At 31.3% G+C, this 19,648-nt stretch carries 23 protein-coding genes and 1 tRNA gene; 10 read left to right on the forward strand and 14 right to left on the reverse strand.

The window, feature by feature from the left end:
* The first annotated feature begins 80 nt into the window (after positions 1-80).
* Entirely contained in the window at positions 81-2,987 is a 2,907-nt protein-coding gene (gene ileS / locus HA152_RS01245) for an isoleucine--tRNA ligase (protein WP_209132742.1), read from the forward strand.
* Here ileS and HA152_RS01250 read toward each other — a convergent pair.
* Positions 2,984-3,319, reverse strand: a complete 336-nt coding sequence (locus tag HA152_RS01250; protein ID WP_209132744.1) for a hypothetical protein — start codon at positions 3,317-3,319, stop codon at positions 2,984-2,986. The two genes, ileS and HA152_RS01250, sit on opposite strands and share 4 nt — an antisense overlap.
* A complete protein-coding gene (locus tag HA152_RS01255) occupies positions 3,279-3,902 on the reverse strand; it encodes a DUF3177 family protein (protein ID WP_209132746.1) in 624 nt (207 codons plus the stop codon). The genes HA152_RS01250 and HA152_RS01255 overlap by 41 nt, the downstream gene beginning before the upstream one ends.
* Positions 3,903-4,024: 122 nt before the next feature.
* On the opposite strand from HA152_RS01255, the gene trmB reads away from it, so the two are divergent.
* Positions 4,025-4,654 carry a tRNA (guanosine(46)-N7)-methyltransferase TrmB gene (trmB, locus tag HA152_RS01260; protein WP_209132748.1) on the forward strand — a complete coding sequence of 210 codons (630 nt, stop codon included), beginning with the start codon at positions 4,025-4,027 and terminating at the stop codon, positions 4,652-4,654.
* A gap of 7 nt (positions 4,655-4,661) precedes the next feature.
* Here the strand turns inward: trmB and glmM are convergent, their stop codons facing one another.
* A complete protein-coding gene (gene glmM, locus HA152_RS01265; protein WP_209132758.1) occupies positions 4,662-6,014 on the reverse strand; it encodes a phosphoglucosamine mutase in 1,353 nt (450 codons plus the stop codon).
* Positions 6,015-6,152: 138 nt separating this feature from the next.
* Between glmM and HA152_RS01270 the strand changes: the two genes are divergently transcribed.
* Complete coding sequence (locus HA152_RS01270; RefSeq protein WP_209133304.1) at positions 6,153-6,698, forward strand: thioredoxin domain-containing protein; 546 nt, start codon at positions 6,153-6,155, stop codon at positions 6,696-6,698.
* Between the two features lie 2 nt (positions 6,699-6,700).
* On the opposite strand, the gene thyX is transcribed toward HA152_RS01270, so the two are convergent.
* From thyX to HA152_RS01285, 3 genes are read right to left on the reverse strand one after another with little or no spacing between them, the layout of a single operon-like run.
* Positions 6,701-7,333 (reverse strand): FAD-dependent thymidylate synthase, encoded by a 633-nt coding sequence (gene thyX, locus HA152_RS01275; protein ID WP_209132766.1) that lies wholly within the window; start codon positions 7,331-7,333, stop codon positions 6,701-6,703.
* A gap of 1 nt (position 7,334) precedes the next feature.
* Entirely contained in the window at positions 7,335-7,928 is a 594-nt protein-coding gene (gene dcd / locus HA152_RS01280) for a dCTP deaminase (protein WP_209132768.1), read from the reverse strand.
* A 4-nt stretch (positions 7,929-7,932) separates the two neighbouring features.
* On the reverse strand, positions 7,933-8,514 hold the full coding sequence (locus HA152_RS01285; RefSeq protein WP_209132770.1) for a cob(I)yrinic acid a,c-diamide adenosyltransferase: 582 nt from the start codon (positions 8,512-8,514) through the stop codon (positions 7,933-7,935).
* 199 nt (positions 8,515-8,713) lie between these two features.
* Between HA152_RS01285 and ntcA the strand changes: the two genes are divergently transcribed.
* From ntcA to HA152_RS01300, 3 genes are read left to right on the forward strand one after another with little or no spacing between them, the layout of a single operon-like run.
* The gene (gene ntcA / locus HA152_RS01290) at positions 8,714-9,448 is read left to right on the forward strand and encodes a global nitrogen regulator NtcA (RefSeq protein ID WP_075439254.1); all 735 of its coding nucleotides are present in this window, start codon (positions 8,714-8,716) and stop codon (positions 9,446-9,448) included.
* A gap of 39 nt (positions 9,449-9,487) precedes the next feature.
* Entirely contained in the window at positions 9,488-10,453 is a 966-nt protein-coding gene (locus tag HA152_RS01295) for a DUF3084 domain-containing protein (RefSeq protein ID WP_209132772.1), read from the forward strand.
* Positions 10,454-10,891, forward strand: coding sequence for a hypothetical protein (locus HA152_RS01300; protein ID WP_209132774.1), 438 nt, complete (start codon positions 10,454-10,456; stop codon positions 10,889-10,891).
* Here the strand turns inward: HA152_RS01300 and HA152_RS01305 are convergent.
* The 3 genes from HA152_RS01305 to psbH form a co-directional block, all read right to left on the reverse strand.
* Positions 10,872-11,129 (reverse strand): DUF3146 family protein, encoded by a 258-nt coding sequence (locus HA152_RS01305; protein WP_209132776.1) that lies wholly within the window; start codon positions 11,127-11,129, stop codon positions 10,872-10,874. The two genes, HA152_RS01300 and HA152_RS01305, sit on opposite strands and share 20 nt — an antisense overlap.
* A 3-nt stretch (positions 11,130-11,132) precedes the next feature.
* Positions 11,133-11,735, reverse strand: a complete 603-nt coding sequence (gene pth / locus HA152_RS01310; RefSeq protein WP_209132778.1) for an aminoacyl-tRNA hydrolase — start codon at positions 11,733-11,735, stop codon at positions 11,133-11,135.
* 144 nt (positions 11,736-11,879) lie between these two features.
* The gene (psbH, locus tag HA152_RS01315; RefSeq protein WP_002805661.1) at positions 11,880-12,080 is read right to left on the reverse strand and encodes a photosystem II reaction center phosphoprotein PsbH; all 201 of its coding nucleotides are present in this window, start codon (positions 12,078-12,080) and stop codon (positions 11,880-11,882) included.
* 80 nt (positions 12,081-12,160) lie between these two features.
* Between psbH and psbN the strand changes: the two genes are divergently transcribed.
* From psbN to HA152_RS01330, 3 genes are all read left to right on the forward strand, one after another.
* Positions 12,161-12,313, forward strand: a complete 153-nt coding sequence (gene psbN, locus HA152_RS01320) for a photosystem II reaction center protein PsbN (protein ID WP_209132780.1) — start codon at positions 12,161-12,163, stop codon at positions 12,311-12,313.
* A 109-nt stretch (positions 12,314-12,422) separates the two neighbouring features.
* Entirely contained in the window at positions 12,423-12,551 is a 129-nt protein-coding gene (locus HA152_RS01325) for a photosystem II reaction center protein I (protein ID WP_002805124.1), read from the forward strand.
* A 23-nt stretch (positions 12,552-12,574) separates the two neighbouring features.
* Complete coding sequence (locus HA152_RS01330) at positions 12,575-14,569, forward strand: DUF3769 domain-containing protein (protein WP_209132782.1); 1,995 nt, start codon at positions 12,575-12,577, stop codon at positions 14,567-14,569.
* Here HA152_RS01330 and leuD read toward each other — a convergent pair whose 3' ends face one another.
* From leuD to HA152_RS01355, 5 genes are all read right to left on the reverse strand, one after another.
* Positions 14,570-15,193 (reverse strand): 3-isopropylmalate dehydratase small subunit, encoded by a 624-nt coding sequence (leuD, locus tag HA152_RS01335; RefSeq protein WP_209132784.1) that lies wholly within the window; start codon positions 15,191-15,193, stop codon positions 14,570-14,572.
* Positions 15,193-16,599, reverse strand: a complete 1,407-nt coding sequence (gene leuC, locus HA152_RS01340) for a 3-isopropylmalate dehydratase large subunit (protein ID WP_209132786.1) — start codon at positions 16,597-16,599, stop codon at positions 15,193-15,195. Before leuC ends, leuD begins: the two co-directional genes overlap by 1 nt.
* Positions 16,600-16,612: 13 nt before the next feature.
* Positions 16,613-17,887: a competence/damage-inducible protein A gene (locus HA152_RS01345; protein WP_209132788.1), complete on the reverse strand. Its 1,275-nt coding sequence runs from the start codon at positions 17,885-17,887 to the stop codon at positions 16,613-16,615.
* Entirely contained in the window at positions 17,884-19,155 is a 1,272-nt protein-coding gene (gene glyA, locus HA152_RS01350; RefSeq protein WP_209132790.1) for a serine hydroxymethyltransferase, read from the reverse strand. Before glyA ends, HA152_RS01345 begins: the two co-directional genes overlap by 4 nt.
* 77 nt (positions 19,156-19,232) lie before the next feature.
* A tRNA-Arg gene (locus HA152_RS01355) sits at positions 19,233-19,306 on the reverse strand.
* An 86-nt stretch (positions 19,307-19,392) separates the two neighbouring features.
* Between HA152_RS01355 and HA152_RS01360 the strand changes: the two genes are divergently transcribed.
* Positions 19,393-19,644 (forward strand): hypothetical protein, encoded by a 252-nt coding sequence (locus HA152_RS01360; RefSeq protein WP_209132792.1) that lies wholly within the window; start codon positions 19,393-19,395, stop codon positions 19,642-19,644.
* The last annotated feature ends 4 nt before the right edge of the window (positions 19,645-19,648 follow it).

The raw sequence follows: 19,648 nt of genomic DNA on the forward strand, positions 1-19,648 counted from the left end.
ACAGGTCAATTAAGAAAGAATATAATGAATTAGATTTATTTAAATAATTCTTTTGATCACCAATATTTTTATATCGTCGTATGAAATCTCAAAATAGCAAAGAACAAAAATCAGACTTTTCTTATAAAGAAACTTTAAATTTACTAAAAACTGACTTCTCAATGCGTGCTAACTCAGTTGTAAGAGAACCTGAGATTCAAAATTTTTGGGCAAACAATGATATTGATTTCCAATTAGGTTCAAGTAATTCAGGCGAAATATTTACATTACATGATGGGCCTCCCTACGCAAATGGAGCGCTTCATATGGGTCATGCCCTTAATAAAGTTTTAAAAGACATAATTAATAAGTACAAAACCTTAAGAGGATTTAGGGTCCATTTCGTACCTGGTTGGGACTGCCATGGATTACCTATTGAATTAAAAGTTCTTCAGAATTTAAAATCTGATGAAAGAAAGAATCTGGACATTCTAACTTTAAGAAAAAAGGCTACAGATTATGCCCATATCCAAATTAATAATCAAAAGGAGGGTTTCAAAAGGTGGGGCATATGGGGAGATTGGAATAACCCTTACTTAACTCTGAAGAAAAGTTATGAATCTGCTCAGATTGGAGTATTTGGGAAAATGTTTTTAAATGGTTATATATATCGAGGTCTTAAACCTGTGCATTGGAGTCCAAGTTCAAGGACTGCACTTGCAGAAGCAGAATTAGAATACCCTGATGAACATTATTCAAAAAGTATTTATGTTTCATTAAAAATCACTAAAATACCTGAGGAAATTCTATTAAATTTCACCCAAGAAAATCTTAATATCAAAAAAGATTTTTTTCAAAATAATTCTTTCATAACTATTTGGACCACTACTCCTTGGACCATACCTGCAAATGAAGCAGTTGCAGTAAATCCAAAAATAAATTACGTTTTTGCTATCGATGAAGAGAAACGAATTTACCTTTATGCAAAGGATTTATCTTCTGAAATAAGTAAAAAATTTAATAAAGAATTCAAGATGCTTCTAGAGGTTAAAGGCTCTAAATTGGAAAATATTGAATATCAACATCCCTCTAAGAATAAAAATTGCAGAATTGTAATTGGAGGAGATTATATTACTACAGAATCAGGGACTGGCATTGTTCATACTGCGCCTGGTCATGGGATAGATGATTTTAATGTGGGTCAAAAATATGATTTACCAATAACATGTGTCGTTGATGAAAAAGGCAACTTAAATGAATATTCTGGTCAATTCAAAGGATCAAATGTCCTGAAAGATGCAAATGATTTAATTATTGAATATTTACAAGGAAATAATTTACTTCTATTACAAGAAAATTATAATCATAGATACCCGTATGATTGGAGAACCAAAAAACCAACTATTTTTAGGGCAACAGAACAATGGTTTGCGTCTGTAAATGGCTTTAGATCATCAGCATTAAAGGCAATCGAAGATGTTGAATGGATGCCAGAGACTGGAAAGAAAAGAATTTATTCTATGGTTGTTGGTAGAGGTGATTGGTGTATTTCTAGACAAAGGTCTTGGGGAGTCCCTATTCCAGTTTTTTATAAAAAAAATGGTAATGACATCCTCCTTAATAACGAGATAATTAATCATATTCAAGAACTTTTTAGTGAACATGGAGCAGATATTTGGTGGGATTGGGATGTTAAAAATCTTTTGCCAGAAAATTATGCAAAAGAATCGGATCTATGGAAAAAAGGAACAGATACAATGGATGTTTGGTTCGATTCAGGATCTAGCTGGGCCGCAGTATGTGAACTAAGAAGTGAATTAAAGTATCCAGCAGATCTTTATTTAGAGGGCTCAGATCAACATCGAGGATGGTTCCAGTCTTCTTTGCTAACATCTGTTGCGGTCAATAAAAAACCTCCATATAAGAAAGTTTTAACTCATGGTTTTGCACTTGATGAAAACGGCAGAAAAATGAGCAAATCTTTAGGAAATGTTGTTGATCCAAATATTATTATTAATGGAGGTAATAATAAAAAAACTGACCCTGCTTATGGTGCTGATGTTTTAAGGCTATGGGTTAGCTCTGTAGATTATTCAGTAGATGTTCCAATTGGTTCAAATATACTCAAGCAACTTTCTGACGTATATAGAAAAGTTCGTAATACTGCAAGATATCTTCTAGGTAATATTCATGATTATGATCCTAAAATTGATAGTTTTGAAATTGATCAATTGCCTCTCTTAGATCAATGGATGTTAGGCAGATTAGTTGAGGTTACAGATCAAATATCAAATGCTTATGAAAATTACGAATTTTCAAAATTTTTCCAAATCTTGCAAAGTTTTTGCGTTGTAGATCTATCAAATTTTTATTTGGATATTGCGAAAGATAGGTTATATGTAAGTTCTAAATCAGAATTTAGAAGAAGATCATGTCAGTTCGTCATGTCAAAAGTTGTTGAAAATTTAGCCGTACTTATTTCTCCAGTGCTTTGTCATATGGCTGAAGATATTTGGCAAAATATTCCATATTCAACTGAAGAAAAATCAGTCTTTCAAAGAGGATGGCCAATATTTTCGCAGTCATGGAAAAATCAAATACTTAATGAGCAAATTGCAAATTTAAGAAATTTGAGAGTTGAAATTAACAAGGCTATAGAAGGATGTAGGAACAAACAAATAATTGGAGCAGCTTTAGAAACTGAAGTTAATTTTTTACCTAAAGATAAAGTTTTAAAAGATTCACTTACTTGGCTAGAAGAATTTGGCAATCAAGATGTAGATTTATTTAGGGACTGGCTTATAGTATCAAACTTCCAAGTGGTATCCGATTTGGTGGAGAATTCTCTAATTATTGATAATAATACAATTGGTAAGATTCAAATATTAAAAGCTCAAGGTCAAAAATGTGCTAGATGTTGGCATTATCAAAAAGAAACTTTTAATGGTATCCAAAATACAAAATTATGCAAAAGATGTTCAAATATTATTAATTCTGAATTTATTTAGATCCAGTTTTTTTGATTCAAAAAGAAAACTGAGTTTGAATTTTCTCTTATAAAATTTTCTTCGGTTTCTGATAGCGGTGCTTTATAAAGTTTAAAGTTTTTAATTATATATGTAAGTGCAATAACTTTTTTTTCTGAATCTATTTCAATTGGATGAGTTGTTGAGCTACTGTAACCTCTGAAAATAAGTATTTCTAATTGTTCTTTTTGATTTTCTTTTGGAATAAAACCCTCTAGTTTAAGTATCCTATCAGGCATCAAGGAACTTATTTTTTCAAGACTATTTATTAAATCAATTTTTGCCATTTTCTGAGAAGCAAGAGTTTCTACCATTTTTAGGTAATTTGATTATTGACCATTGAACAAGGCCTAAAATATAAATTAATAATGAAAATAATCCCAAGAATTTTGCTACCGGCTGAGTAAAGTTAGCTCCAAAGAAAAAATTAAATAAATTTTTTATAACAATATATAAATTTGAAGAAGGCTGAAGCCATATTGCACACGAATCCGAATTAATAAAATAAAAGCAGTTGAAGTTTTGTAAACTCTGAATAAAGAAATTGAGAGATATAAAAGTTAACGTCCATCTCCATATTTTTGTCGTTGTGGTCAGGGAGTAAGAAAAATTATATTCTCTTAATTCATCATTAATATCGTTCCAAAACCAAACTGAAACTGTCATTAATAATGTTGAAATATTTGTTATTACTAAAGCATAATTATACTTTCCTATTAAAAGTAAAAGGCTTATAAAAAATAAAAGGGATATTTTCCAATAAATTGATAGAAGTTTAATAACTGCTTTATTTCTTTTTTTAATTGACCAGACGGATAGAGTAACAGGAATTCCAATAAGGAAAATTATTGAAAGTTGAAAGGATAGCCAAATAGAAAGTTGATTAAAAACGTTCAAAACTTTTTCTTTTTAAACACATAATAATTAAACATCAAACTGTTACTTTTGATCTTACCATTGTCATAGTTATGAATATTATGCATCCTTATATTATTGCCTAGAAATATATTAATAATTGTATGAGACAGCATGTTAATCCCCTTAGTAGTAATTTCAATCAAATTGAGAGAATACCTTCTTTGAGCGAAATGTTTGATGATTCTAAATCGAATCTTCATTTGGATATAGGTTGTGCTGCTGGTGAGTTTCTTTTTGATTTAGCTTTAGTTAATACCAGTTGGAATTATTTAGGAATTGAAATCCGTGAGAAATTAGTCAAAAATGCTAAATTAAAAGTGTTTGAAAGAGAAATTAAAAATCTATATTTTATATTTGGAAATGCTAATAATATTTTGAATGATGTCCAAAGTAAATTTATTGTCAAAAATCTAAAAAGTCTTTCTTTTAATTTTCCTGATCCATGGTTTAAAAAGAGACATCATAAAAGGCGTGTAATTCAGCCAGAATTTTTTAATATTCTTTCAAATTCTTTGCAAAAAGGTACCTTAATTTTTATCAAAACGGATGTAAAGGATTTATTCGATTATATGGATTACACCATATTAAGTAGTTTTTATTTTAAAACAATAGATAAAAAAGATTTTAATTATTCGGAAAGTTTTAATCCAAATAAAGTTAAAACTAATCGGGAAAAATATGTGATTGTTAACCAACTTGATATTTTTGAAAGGATTTATATCAAAATTTAATACATCGTTATTTCATTATTTTCTCAATTTCTAAAAAGAGTTTGTTTGTTATTTCGCTTGATAAATAATCAACTTTCTTATGACTTTTGGCCTCAACGAGAACTCTTATAACGGGTTCTGTACCGCTAGGCCTTATATAAACTCTACAATTATCCGAATATATTTTCTGAAAAAACTCTATAGTTTGATCAATTAATATTTTGGTTTCTGGATTTAATTTATTAAGATTAAAATTTAAATTGATATTGGTTAGTTTTTGAGGAAACGGTTTGAAACTACTTTTAAGCCAATCATTTAAATTAATATTTTTCTTTTTACAATATTTGGAAATTTGAAGTGCAGTCAATATCCCATCTCCACAAAAGTTATTAATTTTTGAAAGTATATGGCCTGACTGCTCACCTCCTAAAACAGCTTTTTTTTTCTTAATTGCTTCATGCACATATTTATCTCCAACATCCGTTCTATATAGAATTCCTCCAATTTTCTTCCAGGCTTTTTCAAATCCTAAGTTTGCCATTTGTGTTGATATTAGTAAATTATTTGCGAGAATTTTTTGTTCCATAAGTTCTCTTCCCCAAAGAAAAAGAATATGATCTCCATCTAAAACATTGCCTTTAGAATCTATTCCAATTACTCTATCTGCATCACCATCGAAGCTAAAACCCATATCTGCATGACTATCTTTTAATGCTTTTTTTAATGGTTCGAGGTTAGTAGACCCACAATTCATATTAATTTTCAACCCATTTATAGAGTTATTGATAACTTTTACATCAGCACCAAGAGACTGAAAAATTTTTTTTGCGCAGGTTGTCGCTGATCCATAGCATGTGTCTAAAATTATTTTTAACCCGTTTAGATTTTCTCCTCCCATTGTTTGGATAAGGCTTTTAATATAAATATCCATAAGATCTTTATTTGTATTTAAGGGAATTATTGTTGTAGGAACTGATATATTTTGATTTGTCTCTTCAATTATTTGTTGAATTTTATTTTCAAAATATTTAGAAATTTTTTGACCATTATGATCAAAAATTTTTATGCCATTATATTCTGGTGGATTATGACTTGCAGATATCATGATCCCACTACTAAGATTCTCTTGTTTGATTACAAAAGGGATCGCTGGGGTAGGGCATATTCCAATATTTATAAATTGTTTGCCACTTTTATTTATACCTTGTGTTATTGCCTGAAGCAGAATATCTCCGCTGATTCTTGTATCTCTCCCAATTAATATTGGACTTTTCTTCTCTAAAGTCGTACCTAGAGCATATCCTACTTTGTAGGCTAGAGAATAAGTTATCTCTTCATTAAATTTTCCTCTTATTCCATCAGTACCAAAGAGAGATTGCATAATTAGGTTTCAGGAATCAAAGAAATTTTGATAATTATTCATTTTTTTATTTTATCAGTTGATTAAAAGCTTATAGATTGAGATACTCTTTATTTGTTTAACTTATTTAAGATGTTTTTAGTTAGTTATGCTTCAATAGTGCAATCTGAAAATCGAGAGCAAATTTTAAAGACAAATTTAAAAATTATATTCATATTGATTATATCTATTGTTATGGTTTCACTGCTTTTGTTTAAAAATTTCTTTTTTAAATCAACTTATCTTTTAAAGAGTTTTGGAGAATTATCTGTTGAACCTGAAATAGCTTTTACAAATAATAAGCCTACATTTATGGAATTTTATGCTGAGTGGTGTGAAGTTTGCAAAGAAATGGCTCCTCAAGTGTCTGCTTTTAAAGATGAATACGAAAAAGATATTAATTTTGTTTTTTTAAATGTTGATAATCAAAAATGGGGTAACTATATCCAGAAATTTGATGTCAACGGGATTCCTCAAGTTAATCTTTTTGATAAAAATGGTAGTTTAATATCTACTTTTATTGGTAAACAAGATGAAATAACAATAAGAGAATCAATTAATAATTTAGAAAAAGAAGAGAAACCCTATAGGGAAATTATTAATAATGAATTTTCAACAATTCAAGAAAATAAAAACAATGAGGTTAGTCCTCGTAGTCATGGATAGAATTACCATTCTAAAGATTTCGATACAATCGGAAAACTTTGTTTAAAAATAGACTTGCAATCTTGGGCAATGGACTTGTGTTCTTTTTGGGTACCGTGACCTGATCTTAAATGAATATAATGGATCCACGATCTGCATGATCCAGACATATATATTCTTGTTGGAGTTGCTAATGGTAAAACAAATCTCGCACATTCTTTGGCTACGCCTTCAGCAAGTAAATCTTCATATAATTCTGAAGCAGCCTGAAAATGCAAACCAATTTTTTCATTGAATCTTTTTTTTAACTCATCAGGTAGGTCAGGGATGGAATTTTGTCTATTTTTAAAATCTTGACGCCTCAACTCTGGTAAAGGAATGTTACCCAATTGGGAACTATCTGCATACCTCTGTGAAAATTCCTGGAAAGTAAATGACCTATGTCTTAAAATTTGGGCAGCTATTCCTCTGTTCGTTTCGATTTGTAAGGTCATAAATGACTGTTCAAAAACACTCCAATGTTCATTTTTAATGCAATAACTCAATAATTTCGAATAGTCCTCATTCTCCTGATTTTTTGGATTACTAACTCTTGCGATGTAAGCCATTGTTTTTTCTGCATCAGGAGTTAGCGAAATTAGTTCAACTTTACTCATTTTAGATTTTTGCAAGAGTTACTTTTTCTGGCTGGTTTTGATATTTACCTCTTCTATCTTCATAGGTTGTAGAGCACGGATCACCTTCAAAAAAGAGTAGTTGGCAAATACCTTCTTCAGCATATATTCTGCAATCTGCACCTGAACTATTACTAAACTCTAAAGTTAGATGGCCTTCCCACCCTGCCTCTGCGGGCGTTGTATTAACAATAATTCCAAGCCGGGCGTAAGTACTTTTGCCTATACAAATTACAGTTATATTTTCTGGTACTTTCATCTTTTCTAAAGCAACTCCTAAACCATAGGAGTGAGCAGGAAGAATAAAATAGTCTCCATCATTATCATGGTGAAGAACAGTTTTCTCTAAATTATCAGGATTAAACTTTTTGGGGTTCATCACAGTCCCAGGGACATGCCTGAAAATTAGGAATTCTTTTGATGAAAGTCTTAAATCATAGCCATAGGATGAACATCCGTAACTCAAAACTGGCTTTTGTTTATTCTCAGGCTCAAGATGTCTCACCAAATTTGATTGAAAGGGCTTTATCATGCCTTCGGCAGCTTTTTGATTTATCCAGAGATCATTTTTTAGCATTGTTTTATGTGCGAAGTTCGGTAATTTGATTAGCCATTAATAATAAATCTTTAGGTATATCTGTACCAGTAAGGATTACATCTCCAGATATAAATCGGTTTTCAAGTGTTGAAATCAAATCATCTTTATCGATAATTTTCTTATCAATAGCTAAAAAAATTTCATCAAGTATGATTTGGTCATTCTCTCCAGACTGTATTTCACTTTTACAAAAATTCCATAATTCAATAGTAGATTCATGAATAGATTTTTTTAAATTCTTATTATTTTCAATTGTCTCAGAATTATATTGATCAAAGGAATGTGATGATCTTACCCATGTTAAATTACCGCATAGCTTTACTGCATTATCAACTCCTTGCTTGACCCCTCCTTTCATAAATTGTATTAGTAGCACTTTCCTGCCAAGAGCAGCATTTCTCAGAGAGTCTCTAATGATGGATGTGTAGCTACCTCTATATGAAGATTGATAGATATGAATCTGTCCGTTTTGTGAAAATTTTTTTACGTTAATTTTCCTTGAAGTATTTGTTTTTACAACATCAAGATTACCTTTGGAATATGGGTTAGGTGAACTAATTACCATTATTTAGATTCTTTCTACATGCAGTATAATTAGAATCTAATGACGCTGCATATAGTGTAATTTTACTTAAAAAAGGGTTAAGTAATCTGAAGCTGAATGAAAAAAGCTTGTTGATAAACTGATAAGAATTGAAAATTGTTACTGTTGATACAAGATATTTCATTGTGTCTCCTTAAATTTTTTAATAGTCAAGACATTTATGATACCTGCTTCACGAGGATTCAACCGCTTTAGTTCGCAACATTCCGGACAAAGTAAAATTAACTCTGTTGGAGAACGTTTTCCAATAAATAGAACTTTAATGGAAGTTATTAAAGGTCTAGATGGTGCAAGCACAGAAATGGTTGAGAGGTCTAAAACAATATTCTTCCCTGGAGACCCTGCTGAAAGGGTTTATCTTATAAGAAGAGGAGCAGTAAGACTTTCAAGAGTTTATGAGTCAGGTGAAGAAATAACTGTTGCTCTTTTAAGAGAGAATAGTCTCTTTGGTGTTTTATCTCTTCTAACAGGTCATAGATCCGATCGTTTTTACCATGCCATAGCATTCACGAGAGTTGAAATGATAACAGCACCTGCAAATTCTGTTTTAAGAGCTATAGAGGAAGATGCATCAGTCGGACTGTTACTTTTACAGGGGCTTTCAAGTAGGATCCTGCAAACTGAAACAATGATAGAGACTCTTACACATAGAGATATGTCTTCTCGTTTAGTAAGTTTTTTAATGGTCCTTTGTAGAGACTTTGGAGTTGCAGGTGAAAAAGGTATTACTATAGATTTAAGGCTTTCACATCAGGCAATTGCTGAAGCTATTGGCTCTACAAGAGTGACCATTACAAGATTATTGGGAGATTTAAAGGATTCAGGGCTTCTTAATATTGAAAGAAAAAAGATCACAGTGTTCGATCCAATTGCTCTTGCAAAAAGATTTAATTGATTCATCATAAATTATGATGTATAGAGTATATGCAAAAGTGTGGCTTGGATTTTAATTGTTTTTTTAATATTACTAGGGGGATTAATTGCACCATTTGGGGATATTCTTGGAACAAAGATTGGTAAAGCAAGATTTAGTATCTTAAAATTAAGACCGAAAAAAACAGCAACCATTATAACTATTATTACTGGTGGGTTTATTAGTTCAGTATCAATAGGTTTATTGATTTTAGTAAGTGAAGAATTCAGACAAAGGCTTTTTGTTGATATTCCGTTTCTGCAAAAAACTTTAGATGAAAGTAAAAAGGCCTTAATCCCTTTACTGGAAGAACAAAAGGAACTAGAAGGTAAAATTATTCAAAAAGAAAAGGAGTTAAATCAATTAAAAAATAATATTAATGAATTTAGGAGAGGAAATATTGTTATTAAAAGAGGACAAACTTTGTTTATAGCTGAAATTAATTCTAGCTCAAATGTAAAACTAGACTTTACAAAAATCTACAATGAAGCTGATAAATTTGTTAAGAAAATTGTTATTCCAGTTAATAAAGAAGCAAAAAATATTCTTTTGTGGAGACCTAGTGATATTACAAAAATTAAGACAATAGCTGCAGAGGGTGGTAACTGGATTTTACTCATCAAATCAGCAACAAATGTTTTAAAAGGTGATAATTATGTTTTTGTATCTCCTGATTTATTAGAGAATAAATTTATAGTCAAAAAAGGGGAAGTTATTACTAGTTCAGTTCTGGGAGAAAGTGATTTAAATCTTAATTCAATAAATTCAAAAATTAAATCATTGCTTAGAGAAACAAGGGATGAAATCAAATCAAAAGGATCACAAGTTAGTGAAATTAAAACAAATCGAAATTTTGTAAAAAAAATTAGAGACTTTCTTCAAGAAAATCAAAATATCAAATTTAAGTTAGAAGTAGTATCTTTGAGAGATAGTAAAACTATAGAACCCATAGTCGTTGAAATCAATATTTTAAAGGTTGCATCTTAAATGACGAGAGTTATAACTATTGATCCCGGGAAAAGTAAATGCGGCTTAGTATTAGCTGAATTAAGTGAAAAAAAAGTTTGTGAAGCGATTATTCTTAAAAGTGAATTAATTGAGAATTATGTCAGAAATTTAATTGCCGCTGAGGACATATCACAAATTATTATTGGCAATGGTACCACAAGTAGAGAAATTAGAGAAAAACTATATTTTTTTAAAAAAGAAATAATAACTTTTGAGGAAAAAAATACCACCTACAGGGCTAAAGCAAGATATTTCGAACTTTTCCCAATTAGTGGTTTGAAGTTTTTAATGCCTAGGGAGGTTTTTATCCTTAATAAAAACCTTGATGCGATATCAGCATTGATAATTTTAGAAGATTATTGCAAAACGAAGTTCTCTTTGAATCAAAATATAGATTTTAAAACTTGGCTGAAATAGTGAACTTATATTCATGCCCTGTTTCTAGTTCATAATCTTTTTTCAATAAGAATCTCAATAAGGCATCCTCAATTAATGCTCTTCCCAAAGGTGGATTTACCTTTAATAGACCTTTATTAAAGGACCATGTAAAAGTCCATTTAAATTGACTAGCTACCACAACACCCTGAATTTGCTTTTTTGAGAAGCAATATTCTTTAACACTTACATTGGCAATCGTTTCAGGTTTTGAACGCATTTCTTAAGGTTGGTCTTTGTCAAAAGAATTTAATTCATTAATTATGAATTCTTCTTTTTTAGTATTTATTTGTTCTAGGGATTCTATTACTCTCTTATATACTTTATCCAATATTGATTTTTCTTCTGGAGAAATATTTCCTAATACATATGAAATGGTATTTAAATTATTTTTTCCTTTTATTACAGGAGGTGAACCAATACCAATTCTTATTCTCTTAAAGTTTTGTGTCTGTAATTGTTCAATGATGCTTTTCAGCCCGTTATGTCCGCCTGAGCTTCCTTTTCTTCTAAATCTTATTTTTCCAAGGGGAAGATCTTTATCATCGACTATTACATAAATCTGATCTAAATTTATTTTGTACCAATCAACTATTGCTCGGACAGCATCACCACTGTTATTCATAAACGTATTTGGCAAAAATAACCTGAAATTAGAATCATTTATTTTAAATTCTGAGCAGGAACTTTTAAGCTTATCTTTTAATAAAAAATTTGAATTATATTTTTTCGAGAGATATTTAAGCAGTAAAAAACCAATATTATGTCTGCTTTTTGAGTACTTTTTACCAGGATTACCCAATCCAATTAAAAATATCTCATTCATGGTGTATTTCTCATTCTCTTTTCATTGAGAATTTTAAATATATAAGCAAACTATAACCTAGTAAATTAAAACAAAGGTTCTAAAAAAGGATTATTTAGACATATTCAAAATTATTGGGATAAATTCTTGATAGATTTTAGAAGTCTAGTTTCCATTCCAATCTACTGAGAAACCCTGTAATAAAAGCGATTGGTTATAAATTTGTAGAAGAATAACTAAAAAAACCAAAAGTAGTAGGCCAATTACTGTCATTACAGGAACTGCTCCCCAACCGGGTACAACTTTTCCTTGACCTGAATTGCCAATTGCTTTTAAAAGACTTCCTAAGGCTGTTTTTTGACCCATGTTAAATTCACAAAATCGAATATTATTTCGCTATTGTATAAGAACTTATACATAAATTGTTTACAAACTTAGCAAAATTGATGCAAACTTTATCATCTACTCCAGATCCTGCAGTTTCCGTAGCTGTAACAATTCTAGCATTACTGTTAGCTTTGACCGGTTTTGGTCTATGGACTGCCTTTGGACCTAAAGCAGCAAAGCTTACTGATCCTTGGGATGATCATGACGATTAATTAATCCTTAAAGTATTTCAAAATTTTCCAAAAATACAAAAGGTAAACTTTTGATCATAGTTTAATTATAAATTTAATAGTATATAAATCTGTCAGCACTAGTATTTCCATGCTCGCCTTAAAAATTTCTGTTTACACTATCGTCTTTTTCTTTGTAGGAATATTTCTATTTGGATTTTTAGCAAGTGATCCAACTAGAACGCCAAACAGAAAAGATCTAGAAAGTCCTCAAGATTAATTTATTAATTAAGATAATTTAAATTGATTTCCAGAATTTCTAAAAAAGTAATATTTTATTCCTTTCTGTTTATTAATTTTCTACAGCCATCACAATCAGCTGAATCCCCAAAAATTAATAAAAATACCAATAAACTAAATGTTGAATTAACTCTATCAAAAACACCTAATGATGAGATCCCACCAAGTTCTTCTGAAAATTTAAATGAAACTATTACCTATGTAAATTTATTTCAGAAAAATTTTGATTCACTTTTAGCGGCAAATGACGAAAAACAACAAGAGTTAATAATCCAATCTGATAAACAGTCTGAAATAAATGATGTTATTTATGCAGAGGGAAATGTATCTGTTTCTTATAGGGGCAAACTGTTTAAAGCAGATACTTTAATTTACGATAAGTTAAATAAAAAAATTAGTGCTAAGGGTAATGTCTCTTTAGTACTAAGTAATCAAATTTTTAAAGCTTCACAATTGGAGTACAGTTTTATTAATGAAAAAGGCTATTTATTAGATGTTAAGGGGTCTATTGATACTAATACCTTATTGGAGGACTTGTCCTCAAATTTCAGCTCATTAGACTCTAAAAATATAGAAAATTTACTTGAATTAAAAAAAAAGGAAGTTTTACATACTCCTAGCGAGATTGAGAATTGGTTATTTTTTACAGATAAAATAAATATAGATGGAAAAAAATGGAAAAGTAAGCAGGCTGTATTTAGTAATGATTTACTAGAATTTAAACAAGTTAAATTAGCAATTAATTCACTAGAAGTTATTCCTGAAGAAGATAAATTACGATTTAATTCATCATTAAATTATTTGATATTTGAAGAAAAAGTTTCAATACCATTTTGGATTGGAGATAGAACTTTAACTAATTCTGGAGAATTCTTTAACTTTGATAACAGATGGAATTTAGGTTATGACAATTTAGATAAGGATGGATATTTTATTGGGAGAAAATTTAACTCTATTGATATATCAGATGATTTTGTTCTTGATTTGGAGCCGCAATTTTTGATTCAACGCTCACTTAAAGGCTATACAAAAAGTTTTGTAAAAAAGGATGAATCAATAACTTCTGAGAGACTTAAAAGAAATACGAATTTTGAAGATTACTTTGCTCTAAGATCTCTCATAAAAGGCAAAAAAAATAATTGGGATTTAGAAATAGAAAAGAATATAAATACTTTTGATTTGAATAAATTTTCAGATGGATTTAGATTCAAAACTAAATTGAGTAAAGAAATTGATTTTTTAGATTCAAAGTGGGATATAAGCCTTTATGGAATTTATAGAGAGAGAGTTTGGAATGGTTCATTGGGTGAGGCTGAAATTTACTCAGGTTATGGTACAAAATTACAAAAAGAAAATACTTGGGTTGTAAATGGCATTAAAAAGACAGAAATTTTTTCTTTAGGTTTATCTGATATAACGGCAGAGGCTTTAAATACAAAAAATCTAGTAACTAATCTAAAAGCTAACTTGTTTTATGCTCTCGATCAGAAATTTCCCTTAAATATTGAATATCCTAATAATAAAACTATAGATATTTCATATAGATACATTCCTAAACCAGTCACTAAAGGATTTAGTCTTAATACGCGATTAGAAGCATCATCTTCTTTCTACGAAAACGGAAATCATCAAGAATATTTAGGTTTAGGTATAGGCCCAGAATTAATATTGGGTAATTTTAAAAATAAAACTTTTGACTATACTCGTTTAAGCATTTTCTCTTTTTATCGATTTAAAAGTGGAGAGAGTGTTTTTAAATTCGACCAAAATAACGATAATTTCACTTTGAATCTTGCTTTTGATCAGCAATTATTTGGGCCAGTAATACTGAAAAGCTTTGGGACTTTAAATCTAACGAATGATTCTGATAATTACGGTGAATTTATAAATTCTAAAATCTCATTAAATTGGAAAAAAAGAGCCTATGAATTTGGTATTTTTTATCAACCTCATAATCAAGCAGGAGGAATTTCTTTTGAGTTATTTGGATTTAAATAACTATGTGAAATCAGAATTAAAATTTAAATAGGGTAAATCATTAAATTTATTTTCAATTAGTTTTTCATTCTCAAGCAGTGTTGAAGTTGCATCCCATTCTCCTGATAAAAACATTCTTCTTGAGCTTTCTTTAATCTCAAGATTAAAACTTAAGTCTTTTGATTTTGCTAATGAATTTTGAAGATCAATTTCTAAGAATAAAAATTTATTATCCTTATTTTTTTGAATTTCTTGGATTGATTTTTTTGGTAGGGTAAAACATGGGATTCCTATTGCAATACAGTTACTGTAGAAAATATCGGCGAAACTCTCTGCTATGATTGCTTTTATGCCCCATCTCATAAGTGCTTGGGGGGCATGTTCTCTGCTGGAACCACATCCAAAATTGCTATTAACAATTAGTATTGTGGCATTTTTGTTTTCCTCTAGATCGAAAGGATGCCTTCCCTTTAAAGTTTCTCTATCATCCTCAAAAACAGATTCACTCAATGAATCAAAGTTAACACACTTCAAGAAACGCGCTGGAATTATTCGATCTGTATCAATGTCGTTACCAATCAAGGAGATACATTGACCTTTTATTTGTGTAATTTTTCCAATTGGTAGGGTAAACTCGGATTTCATTAGTTGATGAATTCTCGAACGTCACTGACTTTGCCATTAATTGCAGCCGCAGCAACCATTGCTGGACTCATTAGTAGTGTTCTTCCACTAGGAGATCCCTGTCTACCCTTGAAATTTCTATTACTAGAACTTGCACTAACTTGATTACCTATTAGCTTATCTGAATTCATTGCTAAACACATTGAGCAGCCGGGTTCTCTCCATTGAAATCCAGAATTCTTAAATATTTTATCAAGACCTTCCTGTTTTGCTTCATCGGCGACTTTTTCTGAACCGGGGACCACAAATGCTTTTACATTCTTAGATACTTTTTTATCTTTTAATACTTGAGCTGCAACTCTCAAGTCACTGAGTCGCCCATTTGTACAACTGCCTATGAAACAAACGTCTACCGGGATATCTTTTATTGGTTGTCCTGGCTTGAAACTCATATATTCGTAAGCCTCTTCAGCAACTAATTTGTCATTTGGGGACAATTCATCTAAGAGAGGGATTTGTTGATTAATGCCTATACTTTGGCCCGGAGTAATCCCCCATGTAACTGTTGGCTCTATTTTAGAGGCATCTATTTTAATTACATCATCATAAATTGAATCTTCATCGCTTTTTAATGATCTCCACCATTTGAGCGCGTTTTCCCAATACTCATTTTTTGGTGCGCATAATTTATTCTTGATGTAGCTAAAGGTCTTTTCATCAGGGTTTATATAGCCGCATCTGGCGCCCCCTTCAATAGACATATTACATATTGTCATTCTTTCTTCCATTGATAATGCGCTAATCGCAGGGCCTGCGAATTCATACGCGAAACCTACTCCAGCCTTTACACCAAGTTCATTAATAATATGAAGCACTAGATCTTTAGCATAAACCCCATGAGATAATTTATTTTCACACCAAATTTGCCTTACCTTCAATTTGTTCATGGCTATGGTTTGGGTAGCAAGAACATCCCTTACTTGGCTTGTACCTATACCAAAAGCAATTGAGCCAAACGCGCCATGAGTTGAAGTATGGGAATCTCCACAAGCGATTGTCATGCCCGGCTGGGTTAGCCCCAATTCTGGGGCTACTACATGCACTATTCCTTGATTTCCACTACCAATATTAAAAAATCTTATTTTGTGTTGTAAACAGTTCTTTTCAAGTGTTTCAATCATCTGTTCAGCTAGATTATCTTTGAAAGGCCTGCTCTGATTATCTGTTGGCACAATATGATCAACAGTAGCAACAGTTCTATCAGGGAATTTTACTTTTAATTTTTTGTCTTTTAAAGCACCAAATGCTTGAGGACTAGTCACTTCATGGATAAGATGAAGACCAATAAATATTTGATCAGATCCTCCAGGAAGAGTTGAAACTTTATGTAAATCCCAAACTTTATCAAATAGGGTATCTTGACTCAATTTGTAAAAATAGTTACTTACTATTCGATAATAGGATTAATCGGAGGTTGTTCAAACACACATTTACACTTAGTCTTTGAATTTCTATTCGATTTCGTGTTGAGTTAAATTGTTTTTTTATATTAGTTATATGATTATTCGGTCCTGAAATTGAGATATAGACAAGTCCAACCGGTTTATCTTGACTGCCTCCGTTGGGACCAGCTATTCCACTAATTGCTATTGCCCAATCTGCTCCTAATTTCTCTTTTACATTAATTGCCATGGCCTCACAAACTTCTTCAGAAACTGCTCCATATTTTGAAAGCTTTTCTTCAGAAATATTTAATAATGAATTTTTTAGCTCATTACTATAGGAAACAATACTACCTTGAAAAACTTTAGATGAGCCTGATATTGAGGTTAGTGATGAAGATAGAAGGCCTCCGGTGCAGGATTCGGCAAAAACAATAGTTTGATTCCTCTTGGTTAATTCTTTTATTAAAACGCTAGGAAGAGTATCGTTATCCTCTCCAAAAATAAATTTCGAAAACTCTTTTCTTAATTTTTCTTTTACAGGCTTAATTATATTTTTTGCTTCTAGTTCGTTCTTTGCTCGCGCGGTGATTCTGAGTTTCACCTCTCCCAAGTTTGCATATGGAGCAACGGTCGGGTTTTTAAGATTTAATAGATCATTAATTTTTTCAGCAACGCTAGATTCTCCAATGCCTGCAAATTTAAGAGTATTTGAAAAAAAGGAATAACCATCTGAGAATTTGGTTTTAATGAAATCACATGCCGTCTCTTCCCACATGGATTTCATTTCACTTGGTACTCCAGGGAAAGTAAGAATAGTAAATCCTTTTATTGGTTCCCATATCATTCCTGGGGCAGTGCCCCTAGGGTTTTTAATTATTTGAGCATTTTTTGGGAAGAGACATTGTTTCCTTAAGCTAGATGAATCGTCCTGTAGTTTTGAGTTTGGCAGTTTTTGTTTAATTTCATCCCATAAGAGCGGTCTTTCAAAAAGAGATACATTAAAAGATTTGGCTATTGCTTCAGTAGTTAAGTCATCTGGGGTGGGTCCCAAGCCACCAGTTGTAATTAGAAGATTACTTCTTTTCGATATTTCTTGAATTACTTTCATAATTCGATCACAATTATCACCGACAGTTGATTGCCTAAAGTGGTTTAAGCCTAATTGAGATAACTGTTCAGAAATCCATTGAGCATTTGTATTGATAATATTTCCTAAGAGTAGCTCTGTTCCAATAGAAAGAATTTCAACTCCCTTGGAGTTAGGACTCATTTAATTGATGCTTCAAGTTTGCCTTCATAAAGAGGAAAACGATTACATAACGTTAATACTCTTTCTTTACATTGACTTTCAATCAGTGAATCGTCTGGGTTAAGTAATCTATCAGCAATTATTTCGCCAACTTCAGCAAAAGCATTCTCATTAAAGCCTCTAGTAGTTAAAGCAGCAGTCCCCAACCTTAGTCCGCTGGTTACAAAAGGTGATTCAGGATCAAATGGAACAGTATTTTTATTTGCAGTGATATTCACTTCACTTACAAGCAAGTCAGCAATCTTACCCGTCATATTGATACTTCTTAAATCGAGTAAAACAATATGGTTATCAGTGCCACCACTCACGATATTGATACCTCTATTTATTAAAGTTGAAGCAAGAACTTTTGCATTTTTTATTACTTGTTGGGAATAATTAACGAAATCTGGCTGCAAGGCTTCTCCAAATGCAACTGCTTTAGCGGCAATTATATGTTCGAGGGGACCACCCTGAGTTCCAGGGAAAACAGATTTATCAAATTTCTTTCCAAATTCTGCATCTTTACACAAGATAAGCCCCCCTCTAGGCCCTCTTAATGTTTTATGAGTAGTTGTAGTTACTACATCACAATAAGGTATTGGATTTGGGTGAAGTTTACTTGCTACAAGACCGGCGATGTGTGCAATATCAGCCATTAAGAATGCACCAACTTCATCTGCAATATTTCTAAATGACTCAAAATCGATTGTTCTTGGATAAGCAGAATATCCACATATGATTAATTTTGGTTTTGTTTCATGTGCTATCTCTCTTATCTCATCAAAATTTAATTCACTAGTTTCTTTATTTACACCATAGTGAACTGCATTGAACCATTTACCACTCATATTTACTGGAGACCCATGAGTTAGGTGTCCACCATGAGATAAATCCATCCCCATGATTGTTTCGCCAGGTTTAAGTAGACTTAGGAAAACAGCAGCATTTGCCTGTGCTCCACTATGGGGTTGAACATTAGCCCAATTTGCATTAAATAGTTTTTTCGCTCTCTGAATAGCTAATTCTTCGATTTCATCAACAAATTCACATCCCCCGTAATATCTTTTTTGAGGTAATCCCTCGGCGTATTTATTTGTAAGGACGGAACCTTGAGCCTGCATAACGGCAATTGATGCGAAATTTTCGCTTGCGATTAACTCAAGATGAGTTTCCTGCCTATTTTTTTCAGAGTTAATAAAATTTGATATTACTGGATCACTTTCTTTAAGATTTTGAAGGATATTCATTGAATTTGATAAGTAATACTCTTAATATAGACGATATTTTTTAGAAAAATATAAAAAGAATATTTCAGAATTTGAAACGCGCCTGGAGAGATTCGAACTCCCGACACCCTGATCCGTAGTCAGGTGCTCTAATCCACTGAGCTACAGGCGCATAATTATGTAATATCTCTGTTTCAGGGTCTCTTAGTCAACTAGATTTCGGGTAAAATATCTATTATTAACAATCTTATTATTAATATGCCTATAAAGTGGTACGGAAATGGTGATTTAGAAGATCCTATCTATAAACATTTTTCTCGAATAGTAAATTTTGTTATTCACTGCATGATATTTACTGCGATTGTAAGTGGCACGTGGCTTTTAAAAGAGATTAAATATGAAATAAGTTATTTTAATAATTTTGCAATTGTCTGGTCAGTACTTTTGGCCTCCCATTTACTTTTCGTAATTATAAAAAAACCTAAAGATACTTCAAAACAATCAACTTAAATCA

This window comes from Prochlorococcus marinus XMU1412, from assembly GCF_017696315.1.
Lineage (GTDB): Bacteria > Cyanobacteriota > Cyanobacteriia > PCC-6307 > Cyanobiaceae > Prochlorococcus_A > Prochlorococcus_A marinus_AF.